The sequence below is a fragment of the Ruminococcus sp. AF17-12 genome (assembly GCF_003479245.1).
In the GTDB taxonomy this organism is placed as follows: domain Bacteria; phylum Bacillota; class Clostridia; order Lachnospirales; family Lachnospiraceae; genus Blautia_A; species Blautia_A fusiformis.
This window is the reverse complement of the sequence record NZ_QUGY01000005.1, coordinates 208,990-231,482: the sequence shown is the minus strand read 5'-3', so window position 1 is coordinate 231,482 and position 22,493 is coordinate 208,990. Positions and strand designations below refer to the sequence as shown.

The window sequence follows — 22,493 nt, the reverse complement described above, 5'->3', positions numbered from 1 at the left end:
TCATGAAAGCAGCAGTAGTAGTAGCAAATGAGGATGTTCAATATCAGGAAGTGGAAGAACCTCAGGTAACACCGGGCCATGTGAAGATCAAGGTAAGATATTCCGGGATCTGCGGATCTGATATTCCGCGTGTATTAAATCACGGCGTACATTTTTATCCCATCGTGCTTGGACATGAATTTTCCGGCGATGTGGTGGAAGTGGGAGAAGGCGTTACCAAGGTGAAGGTCGGCGACCGTGTATCCGGTGCACCACTTCTTCCCTGTATGAAATGTGACGACTGTCAGAAGGGTAATTTCTCTCTCTGCAAGCATTACAGCTTTATCGGTTCCAGAGAGCAGGGAGCAAACGCAGATTATGTAGTGGTTCCTGAGCAGAATGCAGTACCATTCGCAGACAATGTTCCATATGAGCAGGGAGCCATGTTTGAGCCTGCAACCGTAGCTATCCACGGTGTATTCCAGAACGATTACCACGGCGGTGAGTATGTGGCAATCCTTGGCGGCGGTACGGTTGGTATGTTCACCATGCAGTGGACCAAGATCTTCGGCTCCAAGAAGGTAGTGGTCTTTGATATCAGCGATGAGAGACTTGCTCTTGCAAAGCGTCTCGGCGCAGATGAGATCATCAACACAAAGGAAGAGGGATATATGGAAAAAGCCATGGCCATTACAGGTGGAAAGGGCTACGGCTTCGTATTTGAGACAGCCGGACAGGTTCCTACCATGCATATGGCATTTGAGCTTGCAGCAAACAAGGCACATGTATGCTTCATCGGTACTCCTCATGAAAACCTTACCTTTACACCGAAGGAGTGGGAGAACATGAACCGTAAGGAGTTCAAGCTTACCGGTTCCTGGATGTCCTACAGTGCCCCGTATCCGGGACGTGAGTGGGAGCTGACGGCGCATTATTTTGCAACTGGCCAGCTGAAGTTTGACCCGGGCTTCATCTATAAGAAAATCCCGATGAGCCAGGCACAGGAGGCATTCCAGCTGTTCAAGACACCGGGCCTTGTAAAAGGAAAGATCCTTCTTTCTAATGAGGAAGACTGATATGATTCTGACAGTGAACTTAAACGCTGCCATTGACAAGCGTTATGTAGTGGATGATTTTAAAGTGGGCGAAGTGAACCGTGTGCGTGAATGTACCTACGTTCCCGGCGGAAAGGGACTGAATGTTTCCAAGCCGGCGTCCATTTACGGTGCTGAAGTGGTTGCCACCGGCTTTGTAGGCGGCCACGCAGGCAATTATATAGAAACTGCCCTGAAACCCTTTGGCATTAAGAGTGCTTTTTACCATGTAGATGCGGAGAGTCGCTCCTGTATCAACATCTGGGATGAGGTGAATCATGTACAGACCGAATTCCTGGAGCCGGGATTTACACTGACAGAGGCAGATTTTGAGGGCTTTGAGAAAAAATTTCGCCAGCTTGTAAAAGACGCTTCTGTTGTGGCGATGTCCGGCAGCGTGCCGAAGGGACTTGACGGAAGTGCCTACCAGCGCCTTGTGAAGATTGTGAAAGACGCCGGAAAACCGGTGATCCTGGATACCAGCGGCAAGCTTCTGGAAGAGGGAATCAAGGCAGCACCGACACTGATCAAGCCTAACATTGATGAGATCCGTATGCTGACAGGCAAGCATTGTGACGATATCAACGATATCATTGAAGCAGCGAAAGCCATCCATGCCGGTGGTGTGGAGATCGTGGCGGTTTCGCTTGGAGCAGATGGTTCCCTGGCAGTCGGAGAGGAAGGGATTTTCCGTGCGGTGGTTCCGAAGATCGATGCGGTAAATACCGTAGGCTGCGGAGATTCCATGATCGCAGGCTTTGCCCTTGGATTAAGTGAGGGACTTTCCCTGGAAGAGACTCTGCAAAGAGCCAGTGCGATCTCAGCGGCGGCAGCCATGTGCGAGGAAACGGGCTTCTTTGTGATGGAGGATATGGAGGCTCTTCTTCCGAAGATCGAGATCAGGCGTTTATAAGATAAGCTTATAATAAAAAAATTTTTATAAAAAAGGAGATGTAAAGATGGCAGAAGTTATCAATCCGGCAATTGTGCCGAAAGTGACACTTCCTTCCGGCGAGCAGGTCCCGTGTGTCGGAATGGGAACATTCGGTTCCGACCGTGTATCCGCAGAGGATGTATCTGCAGCTGTTGCAGGCGCGATCCGCAGTGGCTACCGTATGTTTGACTGTGCCGCATGCTACGGAAACGAGCATGAGATCGGCCAGGTATTTAAGGACGCTTTTGACGAAGGTGTTGTAGAGCGTAAGGATCTTTTTATCATGACAAAGGTATGGAACGACATGCACAGAAGAGTAGAGGAAGCCTGCGACAAGAGCATTAAGGATCTTCAGTGCGATTATGTGGATATGTATTTCATCCACTGGCCATTCCCGAACTATCATGCACCGGGATGTGATGTGGATTCCAGAAATCCGGATTCCAAACCCTTCAGTGTGGAGGAGTTTATGGATACATACCGCCAGTGTGAGGCGTTGGTAGAAAAAGGAAAGATCCGTTACATTGGTATTTCCAATATGACCATTCCGAAGCTTGAGGCAGTTCTTCCGCTTATGAAGATCAAACCTGCAACCTGTGAGCTTGAGCTTCATGTATGCTTCCAGCAGCAGGAGCTTTATGATTATCTGGTAGAGCATAACATCCAGCCGGTAGGCTATATGCCAATCGGTTCTCCACGCAGACCGGAGAGAGATATCTGCCCGGAGGATGTTGCGGATCTGGAGGTTCCGGAGATGCAGGCAATCGCAAAAGCACATGGGGTTCACCCGGCTCTGATCGCTCTGAAGTGGGCACATCAGAGAGGCGAGATCTCCATTCCGTTCTCTGTCCACAACTATGCAAGCAACCTGAAATGTGTCACAGAGGATCCACTTACAGATGAGGAAATGGCAACCATCGCAACTCTGGAAAAAGGCAACCGTCTTGTAAAAGGCCAGGTATTTCTGTGGCATGGTGCCAGGGACTGGCATGACCTCTGGGATGAGGATGGCGTTATCGTAAAATAATAAAAATATGCAGGAAAATCCCGTATCCCATATGTTGGATGCGGGATTTCTTTATATTTAATTTGGACTAAGAAACTCCGTTGTAAATTTTAACCAAACATGTTAACATATAAAAAGAATTAACAGTTATTGTTCACAGAAAGGACAGTAATCTTACCAATGAAAATGACAGAGACGGGGGGAATGATCTGTCAGGGGGATGTGCAATAAAAACAACAGAAACTGATCAGAGGGGGACAACAGAAATTATGTATCGTATTTTACTGGTAGATGATGAGATACTTGTTCGAGATGCGATCCGGGAGAATATTGACTGGAAAGCAATGGACTGTGAGCTGGTAGGAGACTGTGATAACGGGAAAGCAGCAGCGGAATTTGTACAGAACCATCCGGTGGATATCGTGCTTACAGATATCCTTATGCCATATATGGATGGTATGGAACTGAGCCGTTTTCTCCATGAGAATTATCCGGATATCGTGATCGTGATCTTCAGCGGATTCGGAGAATTCGAGTATGCCAAGAAGGCGATCCAGTATGGTGTCAGTGAATATATGCTGAAGCCGGTGACAGCCATGGAACTCAGAAATGTTATCGGAAAAATGAAGGAGAAGGTGGACCAGCAAAGAAAAGAAAAAGAGAAGCTGGAACGTCTGACACAGACTTCCGAGAATTATCAGAAAAACGCCATTGTGATCCGTTCCAGAGCGCTGCAGGGCTTTGTGGATAATATCAAGACACGGCAGGAAAGTCTGGAAGAGCTTGCAGCACTGGGAATCGATCTTGAGGCAGCATGCTATCGTGTGGCTGTCTTTGATCTGGATCTGTATTCGGACGGCAGTCAGCTTACTGCGGAGAAACGCCAGGAGAGTGCACTGATGTCTTTTGTCCTTTTTAATATCAGTGATGAGATCATCAGCAAAGAAAAAGCAGGAGTGGCATATCAGGCCGGAAATAACAAGGTCGGTGCTCTTTTCATGGGAAACCGTACCAGAGAGTTTGAACACAAGATCATGGAGATCTGCAGGACGATCCAGGATAAGCTGAAGGAACTGATGTCGCTGGATATTTCTATCGGTGTGGGAAGCTGGGCCAGAACTCAGCAGGAGCTTCGTGTATCCCATGAACTTGCAGAGAAAGCTATTGAATATCGTTATCTTCTTGGCGGAAGCCTTCTTATTGATATGGAAGAACAGCCGGAGGAAAAAAATCTTTCCATTAAAGCTTATGTAGAGAAGCTGCCAGCTGCTCTGAAAGCGGGTAAAAAGGAAAACGCAGAGCATATTCTGGAACAGATCTCTTCTGAGATCAAGGAAGCGCGGGTGGATAAGAGTCGTGCCTGCGTGTATCTTCAGCAGATCATCCGTGCAGCAGATGAAACCTGTGAGGATATGGTTCCGGACAACAGGCTTTTTTCCAAAAGAGAAGCACTTCTGCAGCAGGTTACGGAGCAGAATTCTTTTGACAGTGCTGTTGAACTGGTCAGGAATCATATCGGAGAGATTTTCCAGACACTTTCCGATGCAAACAGCTCCAGCGGACAGCGTCAGGCCAGACTTGCCCTGGATTATATCCAGAAGAATTATATGGATCCGGATTTAAGCCTGAACAGTATCTGTTCCTATCTGAATATCAGTACAAGCTATTTCAGTACGATCTTTAAGGATCTTACGGGAGAGACTTTTACAGAGGTTCTGATCCGTACCCGTATGGAGAAGGCGAAGGAACTTCTGGAGAATACAACTATGAAGAATTATGAAATTGCCGAGAAAGTCGGATTTGCAGATCCCCATTATTTTGGGATCTCCTTCAAAAAAATGACCGGCTGCACACCAACAGAATATGCAAGGGAGAAACGTAAATGAGAGATATCCGGTTTGCGGCAAAGATCATAGGAAAATTTAAGAGTATCCAGAGTGCGATCTTTGCGGTAGTGACGGTGCTGCTTTTAAGTGCGGTGCTGGTCATAACAGGTGTTTCCATGAGATATACCCGCAATTCTATTTTTGAAAATTCTGCTGTCTACACCCAGAATATCGTGCAGCAGATGAATCAGAATATTGATTCCTATATTGATTACATGGAAAATATAGCCTATATGATCTCCAGTAACGAGGATGTACAGCAATATCTTTTTGGTGAAAATGTGGACAATGGAACAAGAGAGCGTCTGATCAATCAGTTCAAGACTATTCTGGATGGACGAAGTGATATCCGAAATCTTGGGATCATTGGAAGTAATGGACGGAAGCTGATCAACGAAGGCAAACAGTCTGTGAATCCGGATCTGAAGCTTTCCACCCAGGAGTGGTATCTGGAAGCTTTACAGAAGCCGGAAGGCCCGCTTCTTACATCTTCTCATGTACAGCACATCATCAGCGGAGAGCGTCCGTGGGTGATCACTTTAAGCAGGGGAATCCGTAATTTTTCCAACAGTGGTGAGAAAGAGGGAGTCTTTTTTATTGATCTGAATTACAGTGCCATCAGTGAACTTTGTGATCAGAATACGATCGGGAAAAAGGGATACGCATTCATTCTGGATGAAAGCGGAAATATTGTATACCATCCCCAACAGCAGCAGCTTTACAATGAATTGCAGACTGAGAATATCGACCTGATCGTGAAATCAAAAGAAGATACGGTACGTACCGAAAAGGGAAACAGAGGAAAGCTGTATTCCATTTCCAGATCAAATAAAACCGGATGGACCGTTGTGGGCTGTATGAGCGTCAGCGAGCTTCTGCGCAAAAGCAATCAGGCACAGAGTATTTATGTGCTTATTTCCGCACTTCTGATGATCGTGGCACTGCTTTTTTCCAGATTTCTGGCAAAGAGTCTTACATATCCTCTTCAGCGTCTCAGAGATTCCATGTCCAGAGTACAGGAAGGGCATTTTGACGGAGCAGATGTGGAGATCGATTCTGAGAATGAGATCGGAAGCCTGACGAAATCTTTCAATGTGATGACACATAGGATACAGGATCTTATGGAGCAGAACGTGAAGGAACAGGAAGCAAAGAGAAAAAGTGAGCTTAAGGCCCTTCAGTCCCAGATCAATCCTCATTTTCTCTACAATACCCTGGATTCGATCATCTGGATGGCAGAGGGCAGAAAGTACGAAGAGGTTGTTCTGATGACAGCATCCCTGGCGCGTCTTCTTCGTCAGAGCATCAGTAATGAAGATGAAGTGGTTCCTCTTGCAAGGGAAGTGGAGTATGCCAAGGGTTATCTTACGATCCAGAAGATGCGTTACAAGGACAAGCTGGAATTCGAGATCGATGTAGAACCTTCTATATTAAATATCCCTCTGATCAAGCTGGTTCTCCAGCCGATCATTGAAAATGCCATCTATCATGGACTGAAATATAAAGAGAGTAAGGGACTTTTGCAGGTAAAAGGCTTTATGAAGGACGGAAATGCAGTTCTTCAGGTGATCGACAACGGTGTAGGTATGGATGAGGAAACATTGTCACATATTTATGATAAGCATAAGGTGAATTATCATTCCAATGGTGTGGGTGTTTACAATGTACAGAAACGTCTGAAGCTTTATTATGGAGAAAATTACGGGATCACCTATGAAAGTGAAAAAGGTGTCGGAACCACTGCCACGATCACCATTCCGGGAATACAGGAGGAATCAATATGAAAAAACATAGAAAACTCCTGACTTTAGGAGTGGTCATCTGCCTTGTGGCGGGGCTTGTAGCCGGAATAGTCTATTATAAACAGGTAGAAGAAGAGAGAAAACTATCGCTGATCTATATTCCGAAGGTTGTGGACGGTACCAATGATTTCTGGACATCACTGATCCAGGGGGCGGAGATGGCTGCAAAGGAATATAATGCAGATATCCGCGTATGGGCACCTGAGGAAGAGAATGATGTGGCTGGGCAGAACAAGCTGATCGAAAGGGCAATAGAAGAAAAACCGGACGCGATCCTGATCTCGCCGTCCAGCTTCACTGAATCCGACCAGCTTTTGAAGAAGGCAAAGGAACAGGGAATACATATCGCATTTATTGATTCCTACACACAGGAAGAGGTCCAGGATCTTACCGTTGCGACCGATAATCTGGAAGCGGGACAGATCCTTGGCAGGTTTGCGAAGGATCTTGTGGGAACGGATGATCAGATTGCGATCGTTTCACATGTAAAGGGGGTATCTACGGCAGTTGAAAGAGAAAAAGGTTTCCGGACAGGACTTGGCAGTCTGAAGGATAATATCGTAGATGTGGTATACTGTGATTCTCAGTATGACAAGTCCTATGAGCTTACAAAAGAGCTGATGAAAAAATATCCGGATCTCAAGATGATCGCGGGAATGAATGAATATTCCTCTGTAGGTGCTGCAAGAGCAGTAAAGGCAGCAAAAGCAGAGAATCGGATCAGGGTGGTGGGAGTAGACAGCTCACAGGAGGCCGTCCAGCTGATGGAACACGGAATCTTCCAGGGAATCGTTGTACAGAAGGCATTTAAAATGGGGTATGTGGGTGTTCGGGAAACTGTTAAGATGCTGCGTGGAGAAGACTATAAGAAGAATATTAATTCCGGGTGCCAGCTGGTGACTCCTGACAATATGTATACCAGTGAGATCGAAAAACTGCTTTTCCCGTTTAATACGTTAAAAACATATGGTGATCTTACACCGTAAATAGTCATAAATGCACAAAGAAAAGGGTTAAATATTTACCATACAGTAAATATTTAACCTTTTTTTGAAAGATATTCTATTACAATTATTGATTTTTGACGGTATTATAATAACCAAGAAAACACAAGATACGTGCAAAACGTGAGGAGGGTAAAAATTGGAAAACTTAAAACAAAATCCAATCGTTAAGAAGCTCGGATTGAACAGAATACTTCTTGTCTGTGTTCTGATTCTTATGTTCCTGGTTTTTAAAGTAGTTCTTGGAAACAAGTTTCCGGCTGTTGATAGTATCAAGTCTACTTTGAACTATGTGTACTTCCTGGGCTTCTTGTCACTTGGCGTTACATTCGTAATCGCTACAGGAGGAATTGATTTCTCCATCGGACCTGTAATGTTCTGCTGTGCACTGGTATCCGGTTACTGCATGACATCTTACAAGGTTCCCTGTGCAGTTGCCATGATCCTTTGCATTCTGATCGGTCTCTGCTTTGGTATTTTCAATGGCTGGATGGTTTCTTACATGTCAGTGCCACCATTCATTATTTCCATGGCATCCATGAACATTGCAAAAGGTATTGCTTCTGTATTCACAAAAACACAGTCTGTAAGCTGGCCGGCAGCCAGCGATGCAAACGGCTGGTTCCGTAATATCGTTTCCGTAAACGGCTTCCCTGTAGGAATTATTATTTTCCTGGTAATGGCAGTTATCTGCGGTATCGTTCTTTACAACACAAAACCAGGACGTTACATCCTCTGCCTTGGATCTAACAAAGAGGCTGTCCGTCTTTCCGGTGTCAACACAAAGAAATGGGAAATGCTTGCTTATATGATCTGCGGATTCCTGGTAGGTATTGCAGCACTCTTCTTTGTAGCTACATACACAACTGTTCAGCCTGGTTATGGCGATCAGTACAACAATGAGGCTATTGCAGGCTGCGTTATGGGTGGTACATCCATGGTTGGTGGACTTGCTTCCATCGGCGGTACTGTAATCGGCGTATTTATCATCTCTCTTCTTCAGCAGGGCATCATGGCATTTGGCCTTGGTAAAGGACAGCAGATGATCATCACAGGTATCATCGTTATCGTTGCAGTTTATATCGACGTTTCTGCAAGACGCAGAAAGAACTGATCTTAGAGGGAGGATGCGACAATGGGTGAAGTTATTTTAACTATGAAGGACATTGATAAGTCCTTTCCTGGAGTTCATGCTCTGGATCACGTTAATTTCGAAGTAAAACGCGGCGAAGTACATGCACTTATGGGAGAAAACGGTGCCGGTAAATCAACACTGATGAAGGTTCTTACCGGTATTTATCAGAAGGATTCAGGTTCCATCGTTTACAAAGGACAGGAAACAGAATTCCACAATACACGTGAGGCACAGGATGCCGGCGTTGTAATCGTACATCAGGAGCTGAACATGGTAGGTGATCTTACCGTTGCTCAGAACATCTTCATCGGACGTGAGCCGAAAAAAGGTTTCCGCATTGATGACAAAAAGATGATCGAGGATTCAAAGAAGCTTTTCCAGGATCTGAACATTGAGATCAATCCGAAGGAAAAGATGAAAAACCTGACAGTCGGAAAACAGCAGATGTGTGAGATCGCAAAAGCAATCTCTCATAAAGCTGAGGTCATCATCTTCGATGAGCCTTCCGCAGCACTTACCGAGAAAGAGATCGCGGATCTGTTCGAGATCATCCGTGACCTTCGTAAGAAAAATCTTGGTATCGTGTATATCTCACACCGTATGGATGAGATCAAAACCATCACAGACCGTGTAACAGTCATGCGAGATGGTGGTTACGTAGGAACTCTCATCACAAAAGACAGTACAAAAGAAGATATCATCAACATGATGGTTGGTCGTGTTATTTATGAGGATCCGAAGCAGGAGAGTGCAGTTCCGGCAGATGCACCGGTAGTTCTTAAGGTTGAACATCTGAACGCAGGAAAGATGGTTCAAGATGTAAGCTTTGAACTGAAGAAAGGTGAGATCCTTGGTTTCTCAGGACTGATGGGTGCAGGACGTACCGAGACAGCCAGAGCACTGTTCGGAGCAGACCCGAAACAGAGTGGTAAGATCTCTGTTATGGGTAAAGATGGACAGCTTCACGAAGTTACCATCAACAGCCCGCAGGATGCTGTTAAATACGGTATCGGTTATCTGTCAGAGGACAGAAGAAGATACGGCTGTGTTGTACAGAAATCTGTAACAGAGAATACAACACTGGCAACAATGGAAGAGTTTACCAATGGTATCTTTATCAACAAAGCAAAAGAGAAAAAAGTTGCTGAGAAATATGTAAACGAACTTGCAACTAAGACACCTACTACAGACCAGCTGGTAGTTAACCTTTCCGGTGGTAACCAGCAGAAGGTAGTTATCGCAAAATGGCTGACACGAGACAGTGACATCCTTATTTTCGATGAGCCTACCAGAGGTATCGATGTTGGTGCTAAGAACGAAATCTACAAATTAATGAACAGACTGGCAGCAGAAGGAAAATCCATTATCATGATTTCTTCTGAGATGACGGAAGTTCTCCGAATGAGTGACCGTATCATCATCATGTGTGAGGGTAAAGTTACCGGATGTATTGATATCTCCGAGGCAACCCAGGAAAACATCATGGACAAGGCCACACGGAATATCGATTAAGGAGGAAAGTCATGACTAAGAAGAAAAAAAGTATTTTAAGTGATCAGAGATTTATTGTTTTGCTCGTTATCATTGTCCTGTGTGCAATATTCTCAGGCTTGAGTAAAGAATTCAGACAGTACACCACGATCCTGAGTATGCTGGATTTCTCATATTACGATCTTCTTATGGCGATCGGAGTTACATTCCCGCTTATCACTGGTGGTGTTGACCTGTCAATCGGAACTGGTATGGTAGCATACGCACTGATCGCCGGAACATTGATCAGAAACAACAATTGCCCGGTAGCTCTGGCAATGCTGATCTGTGTTGTTCTTGGTATCGCAGTCGGTGCACTGAACGGTGTACTGATCGGTGTTATGAACCTGCCGCCATTTTTGGCAACACTTTGTACCTGTATGATCACCCGTGGTGCCGGATCTCTCTGCAGTGCGACACCTTGGCCGGGACTTACACAGGATGGTGGATGGTTCCACACAATCTTTAAAGTAACTGTTGGTACAGGAAGAAGTGCTTCCCGTTATCCGCTTGGATTCCTGTGGATGGTCATTCTGGTTCTTCTTATGGAGTACATCCTGAACCACACCAAATTCGGTCGTTATACAATTGCAATCGGTTCCAACAAAGAGGCAGCAGCCCTTTCCGGAATCAATACAAAGTTCTATCACGTAATGGTATACGTTGTCTGCGGTCTGTTTACAGGTCTTGCAGCGATCGCATACGCAGCAGTAACACCTACTGTACAGCCTGGTACTGGTGCCGGACTTGAGATGGATGCTATCGGTGGTGTATTCGTTGGTGGTGTAGCAGCTACCGGTGGATATGGTTCCGTGATCGGTACATTCGTTGGTATCTTCGTCATCATGCTTCTGAAAACAGGTCTTCCATATATCGGCCTGCAGGCAAACTGGCAGCAGATCATCACTGGTATCGTTCTGATCGTAGCCGTTCTGATCGATATCCTGAAAGAGAAAAAAGCAGCTCACTGATAAGCAGTGAGATATAATGTGAAAAAGGGTGCTGTTCACAGAGAAATGTGACAGTACCCATTATCAAAGATGTGAAACGCCAAGGGGTAGCAATGGCGTATGAACATAAAAAAACTATATAATATATTTAAGGAGGAAATATTATATGAAAGCAAAAAAGGTTATGGCATTAATGCTCTGTGCAGCAATGGTAACAAGCATGAGTGCAACTGCAGCTTTTGCAGCTGAGGAGAAAGAAGATGCAGCAACAGAGAAATCTGCAGATTCCACAGCAGCTGAGGATCCTACTGCACAGTTCGACGGACTGAAAGCAAACGAAGCTTATGTGTTCCCGATGATGGTTAAATCTTTCCAGTCCACATACTGGGATGCAGCTCAGGAAGGTATGAAGAAAGCATCTAAGGAGCTGGGCGTTGATTATAAACCACAGGGACCGAACAGTGAGTCCGATATCGCTGACCAGGTTAACATGATCAACACAGCTATCGCTTCCAATCCTGTTGGATTAGGACTTGCAGCTTGTGATACATCTTCCGTTACAGATGCACTTAAGACATGTGCAGAAAAAGGAATCCCGGTTGTAACATTCGATACAGGTATCGCTGATGCTCCGGAAGGATCTGTAGTATGCGAGGTTTGTACAGACAACGCACAGGCTGGTGCAGTAGCAGCTGAGAATATGTACAACTCCATTAAAGACGTTGTTAAAGATGCTGACGGACAGGTTATCATCGGTGAGGTTAACCAGGATGCAACAGCTCAGAACATCCAGCAGCGTGGTACAGGATTCATCAACAAGATGATCGAGCTTCTTCAGGCTGATGGAAAGACAGTTGCAGTAAGCGGCAACGAGTTCTATGTAAACGCAGCAGAGGGTGCTGACGCAGACGCTAAAGACGCAGACGTTGTTATCCAGGTAGCTGTTCCGGCACAGACAACTGTAGAGCTCTGCTCCACAGAGGCACAGGCAATCCTTTCCCAGGAGAACTGTATTGCAATCTTCGGTTCCAACCAGGTTTCCGCAGAGGGTGTTCTTGCAGCAAATGCTAACCTTAACGTTCTTGGTTCTGACCCGGCAAACGGTGATGTAGTTGGTGTTGGTTTCGATGCTGGTTCTATCATCAAAGCAGCTGTTAAAGATGGCACACTCGTTGGTGCTGTTACACAGTCTCCTCTTATGATGGGATACTATGCAATCTACGCTCTGACAGCAGCAGCAAACGGCCAGAAGCTTGAGGATGTTCCTACAGAGGGTTACTGGTATGATGCAACAAATATGGAAGACGAGAATATCGCACCTAACCTTTATGACTAATCATATAATTGATAAGATCGTGAAGTTATAATGAACGCGGATTGCGTTCACGGACGTATGAAATAAGAGATCCGCTGGCTGATTCAGTCAGCGGATTTTTTAAACAAATAATGTAGTAGTTCATAAATAATCGCTGTATTATTGGCAAATAAAGACACTTTTTTTGACAAAAGAGGTTCTTATCACCGGAAGGATCCTGATGTATGATAAATACAACATCAGATATGAAAGTGATCAGAAGCTTACATATTGAGGAGGATTTAAAAATGGCAACATATTATTTAGCAGTAGATATCGGAGCATCCAGTGGACGTCACATTCTGGGACATATGGAAAACGGAAAAATGATCCTGGAAGAAATCTATCGTTTTGAGAACGGCATGGTTAAGAAGGATGGAGAGCTCTGCTGGGAGTTTGACCGCCTTTTCAACGAGATCGTAAATGGTCTTAAGAAATGTAAAGAGATCGGCAAGATCCCGGTAAGCATGGGTGTTGATACCTGGGGTGTTGACTTTGTGCTTCTAGACAAGGATGACAAGGTTCTTGGCAACACGGTAGGCTACCGTGATCATCGTACAGAGGGAATGGACGAGGAAGTTTATAAGACAATTTCCCTGAAGGATCTGTATGCAAGAACCGGTATCCAGAAAGCAATCTACAATACAGTATATCAGCTGATGGCAGTGAAGAAGAAACATCCTGAGTATCTGGAGCAGGCTGAGACACTTCTTCATGTACCGGACTACTTCCATTTTCTTCTTACAGGCGAAAAAACTTGCGAGTACACAGAGGCAACCACAGGACAGCTTGTATGCCCGACAACCAAGGACTGGGATTATGAGCTGATCGATATGCTGGGATATCCAAGAAAGATATTCCAGAAGCTGATCATGCCTAGCACAAGCATCGGACATTTAACAGACGCAGTGAAGGAAGCAGTTGGCTTTGATCTTGAGGTTGTAGCACCGGCTACACATGATACAGGGTCTGCAGTTCTGGCTGTGCCTGCAAATGATGACGATTTCATTTATATCAGTTCCGGAACATGGTCTCTGATGGGAATCGAGAGAAAAGAAGCAGACTGCTCTGAGAAGAGCTGTGAGATGAACTTCACAAACGAGGGTGGATATGCAGGACGTTTCCGTTATCTGAAGAACATCATGGGTCTCTGGATGATCCAGTCTGTACGTCATGAGTTTGATGATGCGTACAGCTTTGCACAGATCTGCGAGATGGCTGAGGAGGCAAAAGACTTCCCGTCAAGAGTAAACGCAAACGATGAGTGCTTCCTTTCTCCTGAGAACATGACAAAAGAGGTTCAGGACTACTGCCGCAGAACAGGACAGCAGGTTCCGGAAACTCTTGGCGAGATTGCAACCGTTATCTATACAAGCCTTGCAGATTGCTACGCTAAGATCGCAAAAGAAATCGAGGAGATGACAGGAAGAACCTACAGCCGTATCCATATCGTAGGCGGTGGTTCCAATGCAGGATACTTAAATGAGCTGACTGCAAAAGCTACAAAGAAAGAAATCCATGCAGGCCCTGGTGAGGCTACTGCAATCGGTAATATCACAGCACAGATGCTGAAGGCCGAGGAGTTTAAAACGATCGAGGAGGCTCGTACAACCATCCATGAGTCTTTCGGTATCAAAGTATACAAAGCATAAATAAAAATAACTGGAGGTTTTATTATGTTAGTTAACACAAAGGCAAAAGTTGGTGTATTTTCAATTGCTTTAGGCGCATATCTTCCGCAGTTCCCGTCACTGGTGTCGGAATTTGAGGCACAGTACGACGCATTCAAGAAAACGATCCCGGATACAGTAGAGATCGTTGACGGCGGAATGGTGACAACAAAAGAGCAGGCAATGGTGGCAGGAGATAAGTTCCGTGCAGCAGATGTTGACCTTGTATTTCTTCAGATGCTGACATACGCAACATCCTACAACATGCTTCCGGCAATCCGTGATCTGGATGTTCCGGTTGTTCTTGTAAACGTTCAGAAGATCAAAGCGCTGGATTATGAGCACACTGACATTGCCTCCTGGCTGGGTGAAGGCTATGCATGCGGTGCTGTAGGCGAGGCAGTTGCTGACCTTGAGAGAGCAGGCAAGAGACATGCGGTTATCACAGGCGTTGTAGAAGGCGGAGATCCTGCAGTTCAGGCTGAGATCGAAGACTGGTGCAAGGCTGCTCAGGTAAGAAGAAGATTCCGTGAGACTAACATTGCGCAGATCGGAAGACCATATCCGGGTATGATGGATCTGTATATTGATGAGACAAACCTCTATAACAGAATGTTCCTCTACACAAAACAGTTCGACTGGGAGAAGATGTGGGCGATCGCTGATGATATTACAGATGAGGAGGCAATCCGGGCAAAAGCACAGGATATCCTTGATACATTCGATATTGAGGGCGGCGGCACCATTGAGAAAGTATGGGATATGGCAAAATATGTAGTTGCTTTTGAGGAGTGGGTAAAAGACGAGCATCTTGGAATGATCGCTTCCCATTACGACGGATTTGCACAGGGTAAAGCAGGAGTCCTTGACAGTATGCTGATCCCGGCTTTCTCCATGCTGATCAAACAGGGTACTGCATGTGCCGTAGAGGGCGATATGAAAGTTGCCATGGCAATGAGTATCTTAAAGACAATTTCCGGTACAGGCCAGCTTTCTGAGATGTACTCCATCGATTTCAACGATGACATCTGCATCATCGGACATTCCGGAAGCGGTGACGCTGACATCTCCGACAAGAAACCAACCATGAAAATCGTGCCGGTATTCCACGGCAAAACAGGCGGCGGATACCTGACACAGTTCTATCCATACACAGGCCCTGTAACCTACCTTGCAATCACTCAGGATAAAGACGGAAACTTCAAATTCGTTGTAGCTGAGGGCGTAAACGAGGAGGGACCGATCCTTTCCTTCGGTGATACAAACATGAGAACACGCTTCACATGCGGAGCAAGAGAGTTCGTTAACCGCTGGAGCGAGGCTGGCCCGACACATCATATGGCAGCTGCTACAGGAAGACACATCGATACGATCCTGAAGGTTGCAAAAATCTTTAACGTACCGGTAGATATCGTGACAAGATAAATTCTTTCTTATGTATTCAACCTAAAACATATTCAAAAAAGGAGACTGCGCGGAGCGGTCTCCTTTTTCAGTGGGAAAAATAAGATAAAAAAGATCTGCCGGAAATGCAGCAGGCAGATTCGGCAGATTTTGGTTTTGCAGTTATTTTTTATGCATAAGTGTGTGCTCCCTGGAAAGCTCATCGTGCAGCTGGATGGAAGACCAGTGCTGAGTTACCGGTGTGAGCATGGCCTTCAGTGCAACAGGCGGGATCTGGTTTTCACGGAAAAAAGCAAGAAAATCATCCATCTGTGCACTGGAAAAATCCTTCAGCACGATCATCTCATCACTGAAATTGCTTCCCAGATTAAACTGGGATGAGGGATGAAATCCCGGAATCTCAAAAAGATATCCCAGCGGATGAAGAAATTCCGGCGCAGTGACGATCCGTGTCTTAACCTTCTGACGGTTCAGATAGCGGCGGATCTGGCGAAGCCGTTCTGGGTCGTTAAAATTATATAAAAGAGCTTCTGGCTGTGTATTCATATAGTGTCATACCTCATTTCTGAATAAAGATTTTTGTGGAACATAAGTTACTTTTCGCGATGTGCAGGGAAGCGGATCTCAACCTCTGTCCCCTCTCCAGGCTTGCTGGAATAAGTGAGTCCGTAATTATTTCCATAGAGAATTTGGAGTCTCCGGTGGGTATTATAAACTGCGATATTTGTGCCGCCGGACTGGCTTTTTCCCTTTCCGGAAAGGATAGTTGACAGGATTTCCGGCGAAATCCCAACACCGTCATCGGAAATCAGAAGAACAATATCCTCATTTTCCATCCATCCGGTAATAACAATAGTTCCGGATTTTGATTCTTTTTCCAGGATCCCGTGAAGAATGGAATTTTCCACAACAGGCTGAAGAGTCAGCTTCGGGATCTGGTATTCTGAAAGCTCATCCGGGATATCCGTGATCAGCTCAATGCTGTCGTGGTAGCGCATATTCTGAAGCTGCACGTAGATGGTTACATGCTCCAGCTCCCTTGCAATGGTAGAGATTCCTTTTTTGCGGCTCAGAGTCAGCTTATAAAAACGGGAAAGACTTTGCACTGCGTGACTGATCTCATCGGTCTGTCCCTGCAGTGCCATCCAGTTGATCATATCCATGGTATTATAAAGAAAATGCGGATTGATCTGTGCCTGGAGGGAATTGAATTCTGCAATCCGGAGATCTTCTGCAGCCTTAGCCTGCTTCTCCATCAGTTCCTCCATTTTTCGAGTCATATAGTTGTAGGTATCGATAAGATTACCGATCTCATCATGTGCCTGTGGACTTTCCATAGGAGTAGGCGGGCCGTGGCGGACGGTCTGCATCTGCCGGATCACAGAAGAAAGTCTTCCGGTAATGGAATGAGCCAGTACATTGGCAAAAATCAGAGCCAGAACCAGAAAAACTGCATAGATCAGTACGATCTGGACCATCAGTCGGTTGCTCGCATGGATCAGCGGCGGGGAAGGAAGGACCGTCACCATAAACCAGTCCGTATTGGAAATGCTGTAAAAACCGGCATAAACCTTTGTGTCCAGAATGTTCCGCTCAATGAAGTTATTGGAAGACATAAAGGAAGCCTTGATGGTGTCGTAATCCAGTTGGTAGATTCCGGATAATGACAGATCTGAGGTAGCAACAATGGCATCACGTTCGTTTACAATATATGAAACACTTCCTTCCAGAGATAGATTGTCGGAAAGAATGGAAGTAAGCTTGTCATCGGAATAATACACTGCCAGATAAGCCTTATAGGCAGTGGAGTGATAATAAAGGCTTAAAGGGCAGATATATGCCATATCACCATAATTCTTTTTTTCCCTGGGACCAAGATAGAAGGAAGGACAGAACATTTCCTGGGTGTTCCGGTTTCCCTGAAAGATACCGTACCAGTAGGTACCTTTCGCCTGACTTAAGGGAGCAAGGATATTCTTAGTGTTGGGATAAGTATCCAGTGTCTTCAGATCATCAGGAAAATCCACATAGATCTGTACATCGGTAACAATGGAATCTGTGGTCAGACGCTGAACGGCATTTTTAAAATCAGTGGCATGGTTAGATGTTGCAAGCTGTTCTGCTGAATCGCTGACCGGCATATAAAAAAGTTCCTGAAAAAAATTCTGTCCTGTAATATTCCGGGTAGTAGCGAGGATCGTATCCATAGTCCGTTCGATCAGAGGTGCAGTTTTTGCGGAGGCGTCCTGCTCCTGCCGGATGGTATTGGAAACCACCATGCTATAAAGTCGTCCATAAAAAAGAAAGGCGGTAAGACAGGCAGGAATTACCACAATGCTGATCAGGGCAATGGTGAATTTTGTCTGCAGGTTTAAATTCAGGTAGCCGTTTTTGAAACGGCGCCAGAGGGCCCTCATGACATTTTCTCCCGGTATTCAGACGGGGAAAAGCCGGAGTATTTTTTGAAGCTTTTTCCGAAGTAATTGCCATCCGTATAGCCTACCTTGGAAGAAATCTCGGAAATCTTGTATTTGGGATCGGAAAGCAGCTGCTTGGCCTTTTCCATTCGGTATTCTGTCAGATATTGATTGAGAGTCTGTCCGGTCTCGCTTTTGAAAAAAGTGCATACATAAGATGCGGAAAGGTATACATGGCCGCTGATATCTTTTACGGAAAGTGTATCGTTCATATAGTTCCGGCTGATATAATCCTTGATCATAAAGATCGTGGAATTTTCCGGCTGGGAATTTTTCGCATCTTCAAAATACTGGGCGGTTTTTTCTTTCAGAGCTTTGTGAAGCTCTTCGTAGGTGAAGGCGTTGTTTAACGTATCTACGATCAGATCCTGCTTTTCATGAAGTTCGGTTTCCAGCTGATTTTTTTTACGGGAAGCCGAAAGTGTATTAAATAGCTGGTAATAAAGATCACGGATCTGGTTAGGCATAAATGTGTGATTGCAGCTATAATACCGGAAAAGCTCATCAAGAAACTGAAAACAGGGTTCTTCTTCTCCGGCCAGGAGATATTTGGAAAAAGTATTTTCCGGTGAATGCAGGGAATCCGGAACCGGTCCCTTCGGTGAAAGCAGGCGGATGGAATTTTCCGTCAGAAATGTTTTTTCCGGAAAGAAAAAACAGTTCTGCAGAAGGATCACGGCAGAAGCGTAGGACTGATAAACCCTGAAAATATCCGTTACGGTATTTCCGGCAGCGATCAGATGCTTTCCGCAGGTGTCATATTGTCTGGAAATATAGCTTCCCACTGCGGAAAGGGTAGTCGGGGAAAGGGCATTCCTTCCATATATATGGTGGACCAGATACTGAACTCTTTTTTCCACAAAAAGACATTTCAGATGGTAATGCTCCAGAAAACAGGAAATGTCGTTCTGGAGATCTTCCAGGAAAATACCGGAAGCCTCCACAGATTCATTAAGCTTTACGATCACAGAGGTAAAATTCATGCCGTTCTCAAGAAGCTCCGGCTGCCCCAGTTCCAGACAGAGATCTGCAATTTTGTTGTTATCGGAAGGTGGAAGAGTCAGCTGTTGTGCCAGCCGGGTAGCGATTTCCTGAGAATGGATCGCTTCGCCACGATGGGAGCGGAGCTTTTGTTTGTAAAGAGTCTGCGCTTCCAGAACTGCCGCCTGTACTTCCTCGGGATGCAGAGGCTTTTCGATGTAATTGATGGCTTTTAGTTTGATGGCAGCTTTCAGATACTCTTTGTCAGAATATCCGCTCATAAAGATAGGGATACTGTCCGGCAGGAATTTCTCCAGACGCTCCAGCATGGCAATGCCTGTCATCCGCGGCATCCGTACATCGCAGAGAATGATCTCAGGTTTATACAGTCTGGCCATTTCCAGTCCGTTCACACCATCATCTGCCTGAAGGATCTCGGTGATTCCCAGAGAATCCCAGTCGATAGATGAGATCAGTCCGGTACGCGTAAGTTCTTCGTCATCGACGATCAGTAATTTCATATACAATTCTCCAATCGAGCATAGCTTTATAGCTTCGTAAATCGGACGTTTACAGCTCTGTTTATATTCCCAGAAAACTGTAACGTCAGCGTTATCATTATAGCATAAAGTATATAGAAATACGAGAATGGGACAATGGTTTATGAGTAATATTTTACAGGGAAAAGAAGAATATTTTACCCTTATCCAAAAATATTCCCATTATCAATCTGTGGGCCGGATGATAGAATATAATCAGATTAAAGGAAAGGGAGGAGAAAGAGCCGTGTCAGAATATGTTCTTGAATTAAAAGGTATTACGAAGATATTCCCCGGTGTCAAAGCTCTGAATAATGTACAGTTCCAGCTCAAACCTGGCGAAGTTCATGCGCTGATGGGTGAGAATGGTGCTGGTAAATCTACGTTTATCAAGGTTATTACCGGAGTACATAAGGCAGAAGAGGGTGAGATGTTCTTAAACGGACAGAAGGTTGACTTCAAAGGTCCGAAGGATGCCCAGGAGGCAGGTATCGCTGCCGTATATCAGCACCCTACATCATATCCGCATCTTACAGTAGCCGAAAATATTTTTATGGGTCATGAGATCATTAAACATCATATGATCCAGTGGAAAGAGATGAATCAGGAGGCAAACAAGTACCTGAAGGAGCTGGATGCAGACTTTGACGCAACAGCAGAGATGGGTACACTTTCTGTTGCACAGCAGCAGATGGTCGAGATCGCCAAGGCACTTTCCACAAATGCGAAGATCATCATTCTGGATGAGCCGACAGCAGCACTTACCAGAAACGAGTCCGAGAAGCTTTACACACTGGTTGACAAGCTGAAAGAGAATGGTGTTTCCATTATCTTTATCTCCCATCGTTTCGAAGATATGTACCGTCTGGCTTCCAGAGTTACCGTATTCCGTGATTCCCAGTACATTGGAACCTATGATGTAGATGGAATCACAAACGCAGATCTGATCAAGGCAATGGTTGGTCGTGAGATTAACGATCTGTTCCCGAAACCGGAAGTGAAGTTTGGAGATGAGATGCTCCGTATCGAACATCTTTCCAGAATAGGATTTTTCAAGGATGTTTCTTTCAATGTACATGCAGGCGAGATCGTAGGTCTTACCGGTCTGGTTGGTGCAGGACGTACAGAGGTTATGGAAGCTGTCTGTGGAATTACCCGTCCGGACGAAGGAAAAGTTTTCCTTGAGGGAAAAGAAATTTATATCAAGACTCCGTCTGATGCAATGGAAAAAGGTATCATCCTTCTTCCAGAGGACAGACAGAAACAGGGTCTGGTTATGAGCTGGGGACTTGGAAGAAACGTAACACTTCCGATCATCAGCAAATATGCAAAATCCGGATTTAACGATGAGAAGGCAGAAAGAGAACTTTCCAAGAAACTTCTTGAGGAAGTAGATACCAAGGCAGTCGATATCTTCCAGCCGGCAAGCTCTCTGTCTGGTGGTAACCAGCAGAAAGTTGTTGTTGCGAAAGCTCTTGCTCAGGAAATGAAAGTAGTTATCATGGATGAGCCGACAAAGGGTGTCGATGTCGGAGCCAAAGCTGAGATTTATGCGATCATGGGAGACCTTGCAAAGAAAGGATATGCAATCATCCTGATCTCTTCCGAGATGCCGGAGATCCTGGGTATGGCGGACCGTATCATTGTTATGTGTAATGGCCGCAAGACAGGAGAACTGAACAGAGGAGAGGCAACACAGGAGGGAATCCTTGAGCTGTCCATGGAAAAGAGCACTGGAAAGGGGACTAAATAATGGAAAAGAAATCTGTCATCAAGAAGATTACAGGCTCCCGAGAGGCTCTGCTGGCAATTATCGTAATCGTGCTGTTTGCAGTTGTCACAGCGATCAGCCCGTCATTCCTTACGCCAAAGTCACTCATGGAGATGCTGAAAAATAATGCAGTAACAATGGTAATGTCACTTGGTATGTTATGTGTCATGCTGGTAGGCGGAATTGATATTTCCATTATGTCAACTCTGGCACTTTCCGGTATGTCCATCGGTATGCTTCTGAAATACGGACATATCACAAGCACATTACTTGCTTTCATCATTGCAATGGCAATCGGTATTGCCTGCGGACTGGTTGTAGGTCTTGTAATTTCAAGAGCAAACGTTCCGCCGATCATTGCAACCATGGGCTTTATGTACATCTACAGAGCAATGGGATATCTTGTTTCTCACGGTGGTGAGTGGGCAAGTGCCGCAGCTCTCGGTGATTTTAAGAATTTTGCCACCACAAATTTCCTTGGAATCAACAAGGTAATCTGGGTGATCATCGTATGCTACGTAGTATTCTTCTTCTTTATGAAATGGACAAGAACCGGTCGTAGGATCTACGCAGTAGGAAGTAACGCAAGTGCAGCACAGGTTTCCGGTATCAATGCAAAGAATATCAACCTTCTTGTATATGTGATCATGGGATTCCTCGCAGGTCTTGGCGGAGCACTTCAGGTATCTGTTTATGCTTCTGCAATGCCTGATATGCAGTACGGTGGTGAGATGGATGTTATCGCAGCCTGCGTTATCGGTGGTGTAAGCATGAGCGGTGGACGTGGAACCGTAGTAGGTGCATTCCTCGGTTCCATTATCCTTGCAACGATCGCAAAAGCTCTTCCGCTTGTAGGTATCAGTTCACTGTGGCAGAACATGATCAAGGGTGTTATCATCCTGGTAGTAGTTGTGATCAACGTTGTTCTGCAGAGAATCGCAGATAAAAACGCATTAAAGGGAAGGGAGATGTAAATC

17 protein-coding genes are annotated in these 22,493 nt (G+C 45.3%); 14 read left to right on the top strand and 3 right to left on the bottom strand.

All coding sequences use genetic code 11. The annotated features are described in order from the left end of the window. Nucleotides 1-2 precede the first annotated feature (2 nt). From DWW77_RS07620 to DWW77_RS07565, 12 genes are all read left to right on the top strand, one after another. Nucleotides 3-1,055: a galactitol-1-phosphate 5-dehydrogenase gene (locus DWW77_RS07620; RefSeq protein WP_015527307.1), complete on the top strand. Its 1,053-nt coding sequence runs from the start codon at nucleotides 3-5 to the stop codon at nucleotides 1,053-1,055. A gap of 1 nt (nucleotide 1,056) precedes the next feature. Further along, entirely contained in the window at nucleotides 1,057-1,986 is a 930-nt protein-coding gene (gene pfkB / locus DWW77_RS07615) for a 1-phosphofructokinase (RefSeq protein WP_118608420.1), read from the top strand. Between the two features lie 46 nt (nucleotides 1,987-2,032). Continuing rightward, nucleotides 2,033-3,034 carry an aldo/keto reductase gene (locus tag DWW77_RS07610; protein ID WP_118608419.1) on the top strand — a complete coding sequence of 334 codons (1,002 nt, stop codon included), beginning with the start codon at nucleotides 2,033-2,035 and terminating at the stop codon, nucleotides 3,032-3,034. Between the two features lie 248 nt (nucleotides 3,035-3,282). Next, the gene (locus DWW77_RS07605; protein ID WP_118608418.1) at nucleotides 3,283-4,899 is read left to right on the top strand and encodes a response regulator; all 1,617 of its coding nucleotides are present in this window, start codon (nucleotides 3,283-3,285) and stop codon (nucleotides 4,897-4,899) included. Further along, a complete protein-coding gene (locus DWW77_RS07600; RefSeq protein WP_114002271.1) occupies nucleotides 4,896-6,683 on the top strand; it encodes a cache domain-containing sensor histidine kinase in 1,788 nt (595 codons plus the stop codon). Before DWW77_RS07605 ends, DWW77_RS07600 begins: the two co-directional genes overlap by 4 nt. Continuing rightward, complete coding sequence (locus DWW77_RS07595) at nucleotides 6,680-7,687, top strand: substrate-binding domain-containing protein (protein WP_022427197.1); 1,008 nt, start codon at nucleotides 6,680-6,682, stop codon at nucleotides 7,685-7,687. Before DWW77_RS07600 ends, DWW77_RS07595 begins: the two co-directional genes overlap by 4 nt. 157 nt (nucleotides 7,688-7,844) lie before the next feature. Then, entirely contained in the window at nucleotides 7,845-8,819 is a 975-nt protein-coding gene (locus DWW77_RS07590) for an ABC transporter permease (RefSeq protein WP_118608417.1), read from the top strand. Between the two features lie 21 nt (nucleotides 8,820-8,840). Beyond that, complete coding sequence (locus DWW77_RS07585; protein WP_118608416.1) at nucleotides 8,841-10,352, top strand: sugar ABC transporter ATP-binding protein; 1,512 nt, start codon at nucleotides 8,841-8,843, stop codon at nucleotides 10,350-10,352. Between the two features lie 11 nt (nucleotides 10,353-10,363). Further along, a complete protein-coding gene (locus DWW77_RS07580) occupies nucleotides 10,364-11,341 on the top strand; it encodes an ABC transporter permease (RefSeq protein WP_118608415.1) in 978 nt (325 codons plus the stop codon). A 145-nt stretch (nucleotides 11,342-11,486) separates the two neighbouring features. Beyond that, a complete protein-coding gene (locus DWW77_RS07575; protein WP_118608414.1) occupies nucleotides 11,487-12,656 on the top strand; it encodes a substrate-binding domain-containing protein in 1,170 nt (389 codons plus the stop codon). Between the two features lie 266 nt (nucleotides 12,657-12,922). Continuing rightward, complete coding sequence (gene rhaB, locus DWW77_RS07570; RefSeq protein WP_015527297.1) at nucleotides 12,923-14,326, top strand: rhamnulokinase; 1,404 nt, start codon at nucleotides 12,923-12,925, stop codon at nucleotides 14,324-14,326. A 24-nt stretch (nucleotides 14,327-14,350) separates the two neighbouring features. Next, nucleotides 14,351-15,769, top strand: coding sequence for an arabinose isomerase (locus tag DWW77_RS07565; protein ID WP_118608413.1), 1,419 nt, complete (start codon nucleotides 14,351-14,353; stop codon nucleotides 15,767-15,769). A 141-nt stretch (nucleotides 15,770-15,910) separates the two neighbouring features. On the opposite strand, the gene DWW77_RS07560 is transcribed toward DWW77_RS07565, so the two are convergent. Genes DWW77_RS07560 through DWW77_RS07550 form a run of 3 tightly spaced genes read right to left on the bottom strand, consistent with a single transcriptional unit; the run spans nucleotide 15,911 to nucleotide 19,727 of the window. Beyond that, nucleotides 15,911-16,294 (bottom strand): DUF3783 domain-containing protein, encoded by a 384-nt coding sequence (locus DWW77_RS07560; protein ID WP_021652148.1) that lies wholly within the window; start codon nucleotides 16,292-16,294, stop codon nucleotides 15,911-15,913. Nucleotides 16,295-16,341: 47 nt separating this feature from the next. Further along, the gene (locus DWW77_RS07555) at nucleotides 16,342-18,165 is read right to left on the bottom strand and encodes a sensor histidine kinase (protein WP_110102891.1); all 1,824 of its coding nucleotides are present in this window, start codon (nucleotides 18,163-18,165) and stop codon (nucleotides 16,342-16,344) included. Further along, nucleotides 18,162-19,727, bottom strand: coding sequence for a response regulator transcription factor (locus DWW77_RS07550; protein WP_022426624.1), 1,566 nt, complete (start codon nucleotides 19,725-19,727; stop codon nucleotides 18,162-18,164). The genes DWW77_RS07555 and DWW77_RS07550 overlap by 4 nt, the downstream gene beginning before the upstream one ends. A 265-nt stretch (nucleotides 19,728-19,992) precedes the next feature. On the opposite strand from DWW77_RS07550, the gene DWW77_RS07545 reads away from it, so the two are divergent. Together DWW77_RS07545 and DWW77_RS07540 are read left to right on the top strand one after the other, a co-directional pair. Next, a complete protein-coding gene (locus DWW77_RS07545; protein ID WP_110102921.1) occupies nucleotides 19,993-21,498 on the top strand; it encodes a sugar ABC transporter ATP-binding protein in 1,506 nt (501 codons plus the stop codon). Further along, nucleotides 21,498-22,490 (top strand): ABC transporter permease, encoded by a 993-nt coding sequence (locus DWW77_RS07540; RefSeq protein WP_110102893.1) that lies wholly within the window; start codon nucleotides 21,498-21,500, stop codon nucleotides 22,488-22,490. Before DWW77_RS07545 ends, DWW77_RS07540 begins: the two co-directional genes overlap by 1 nt. Nucleotides 22,491-22,493: the final 3 nt, after the last annotated feature.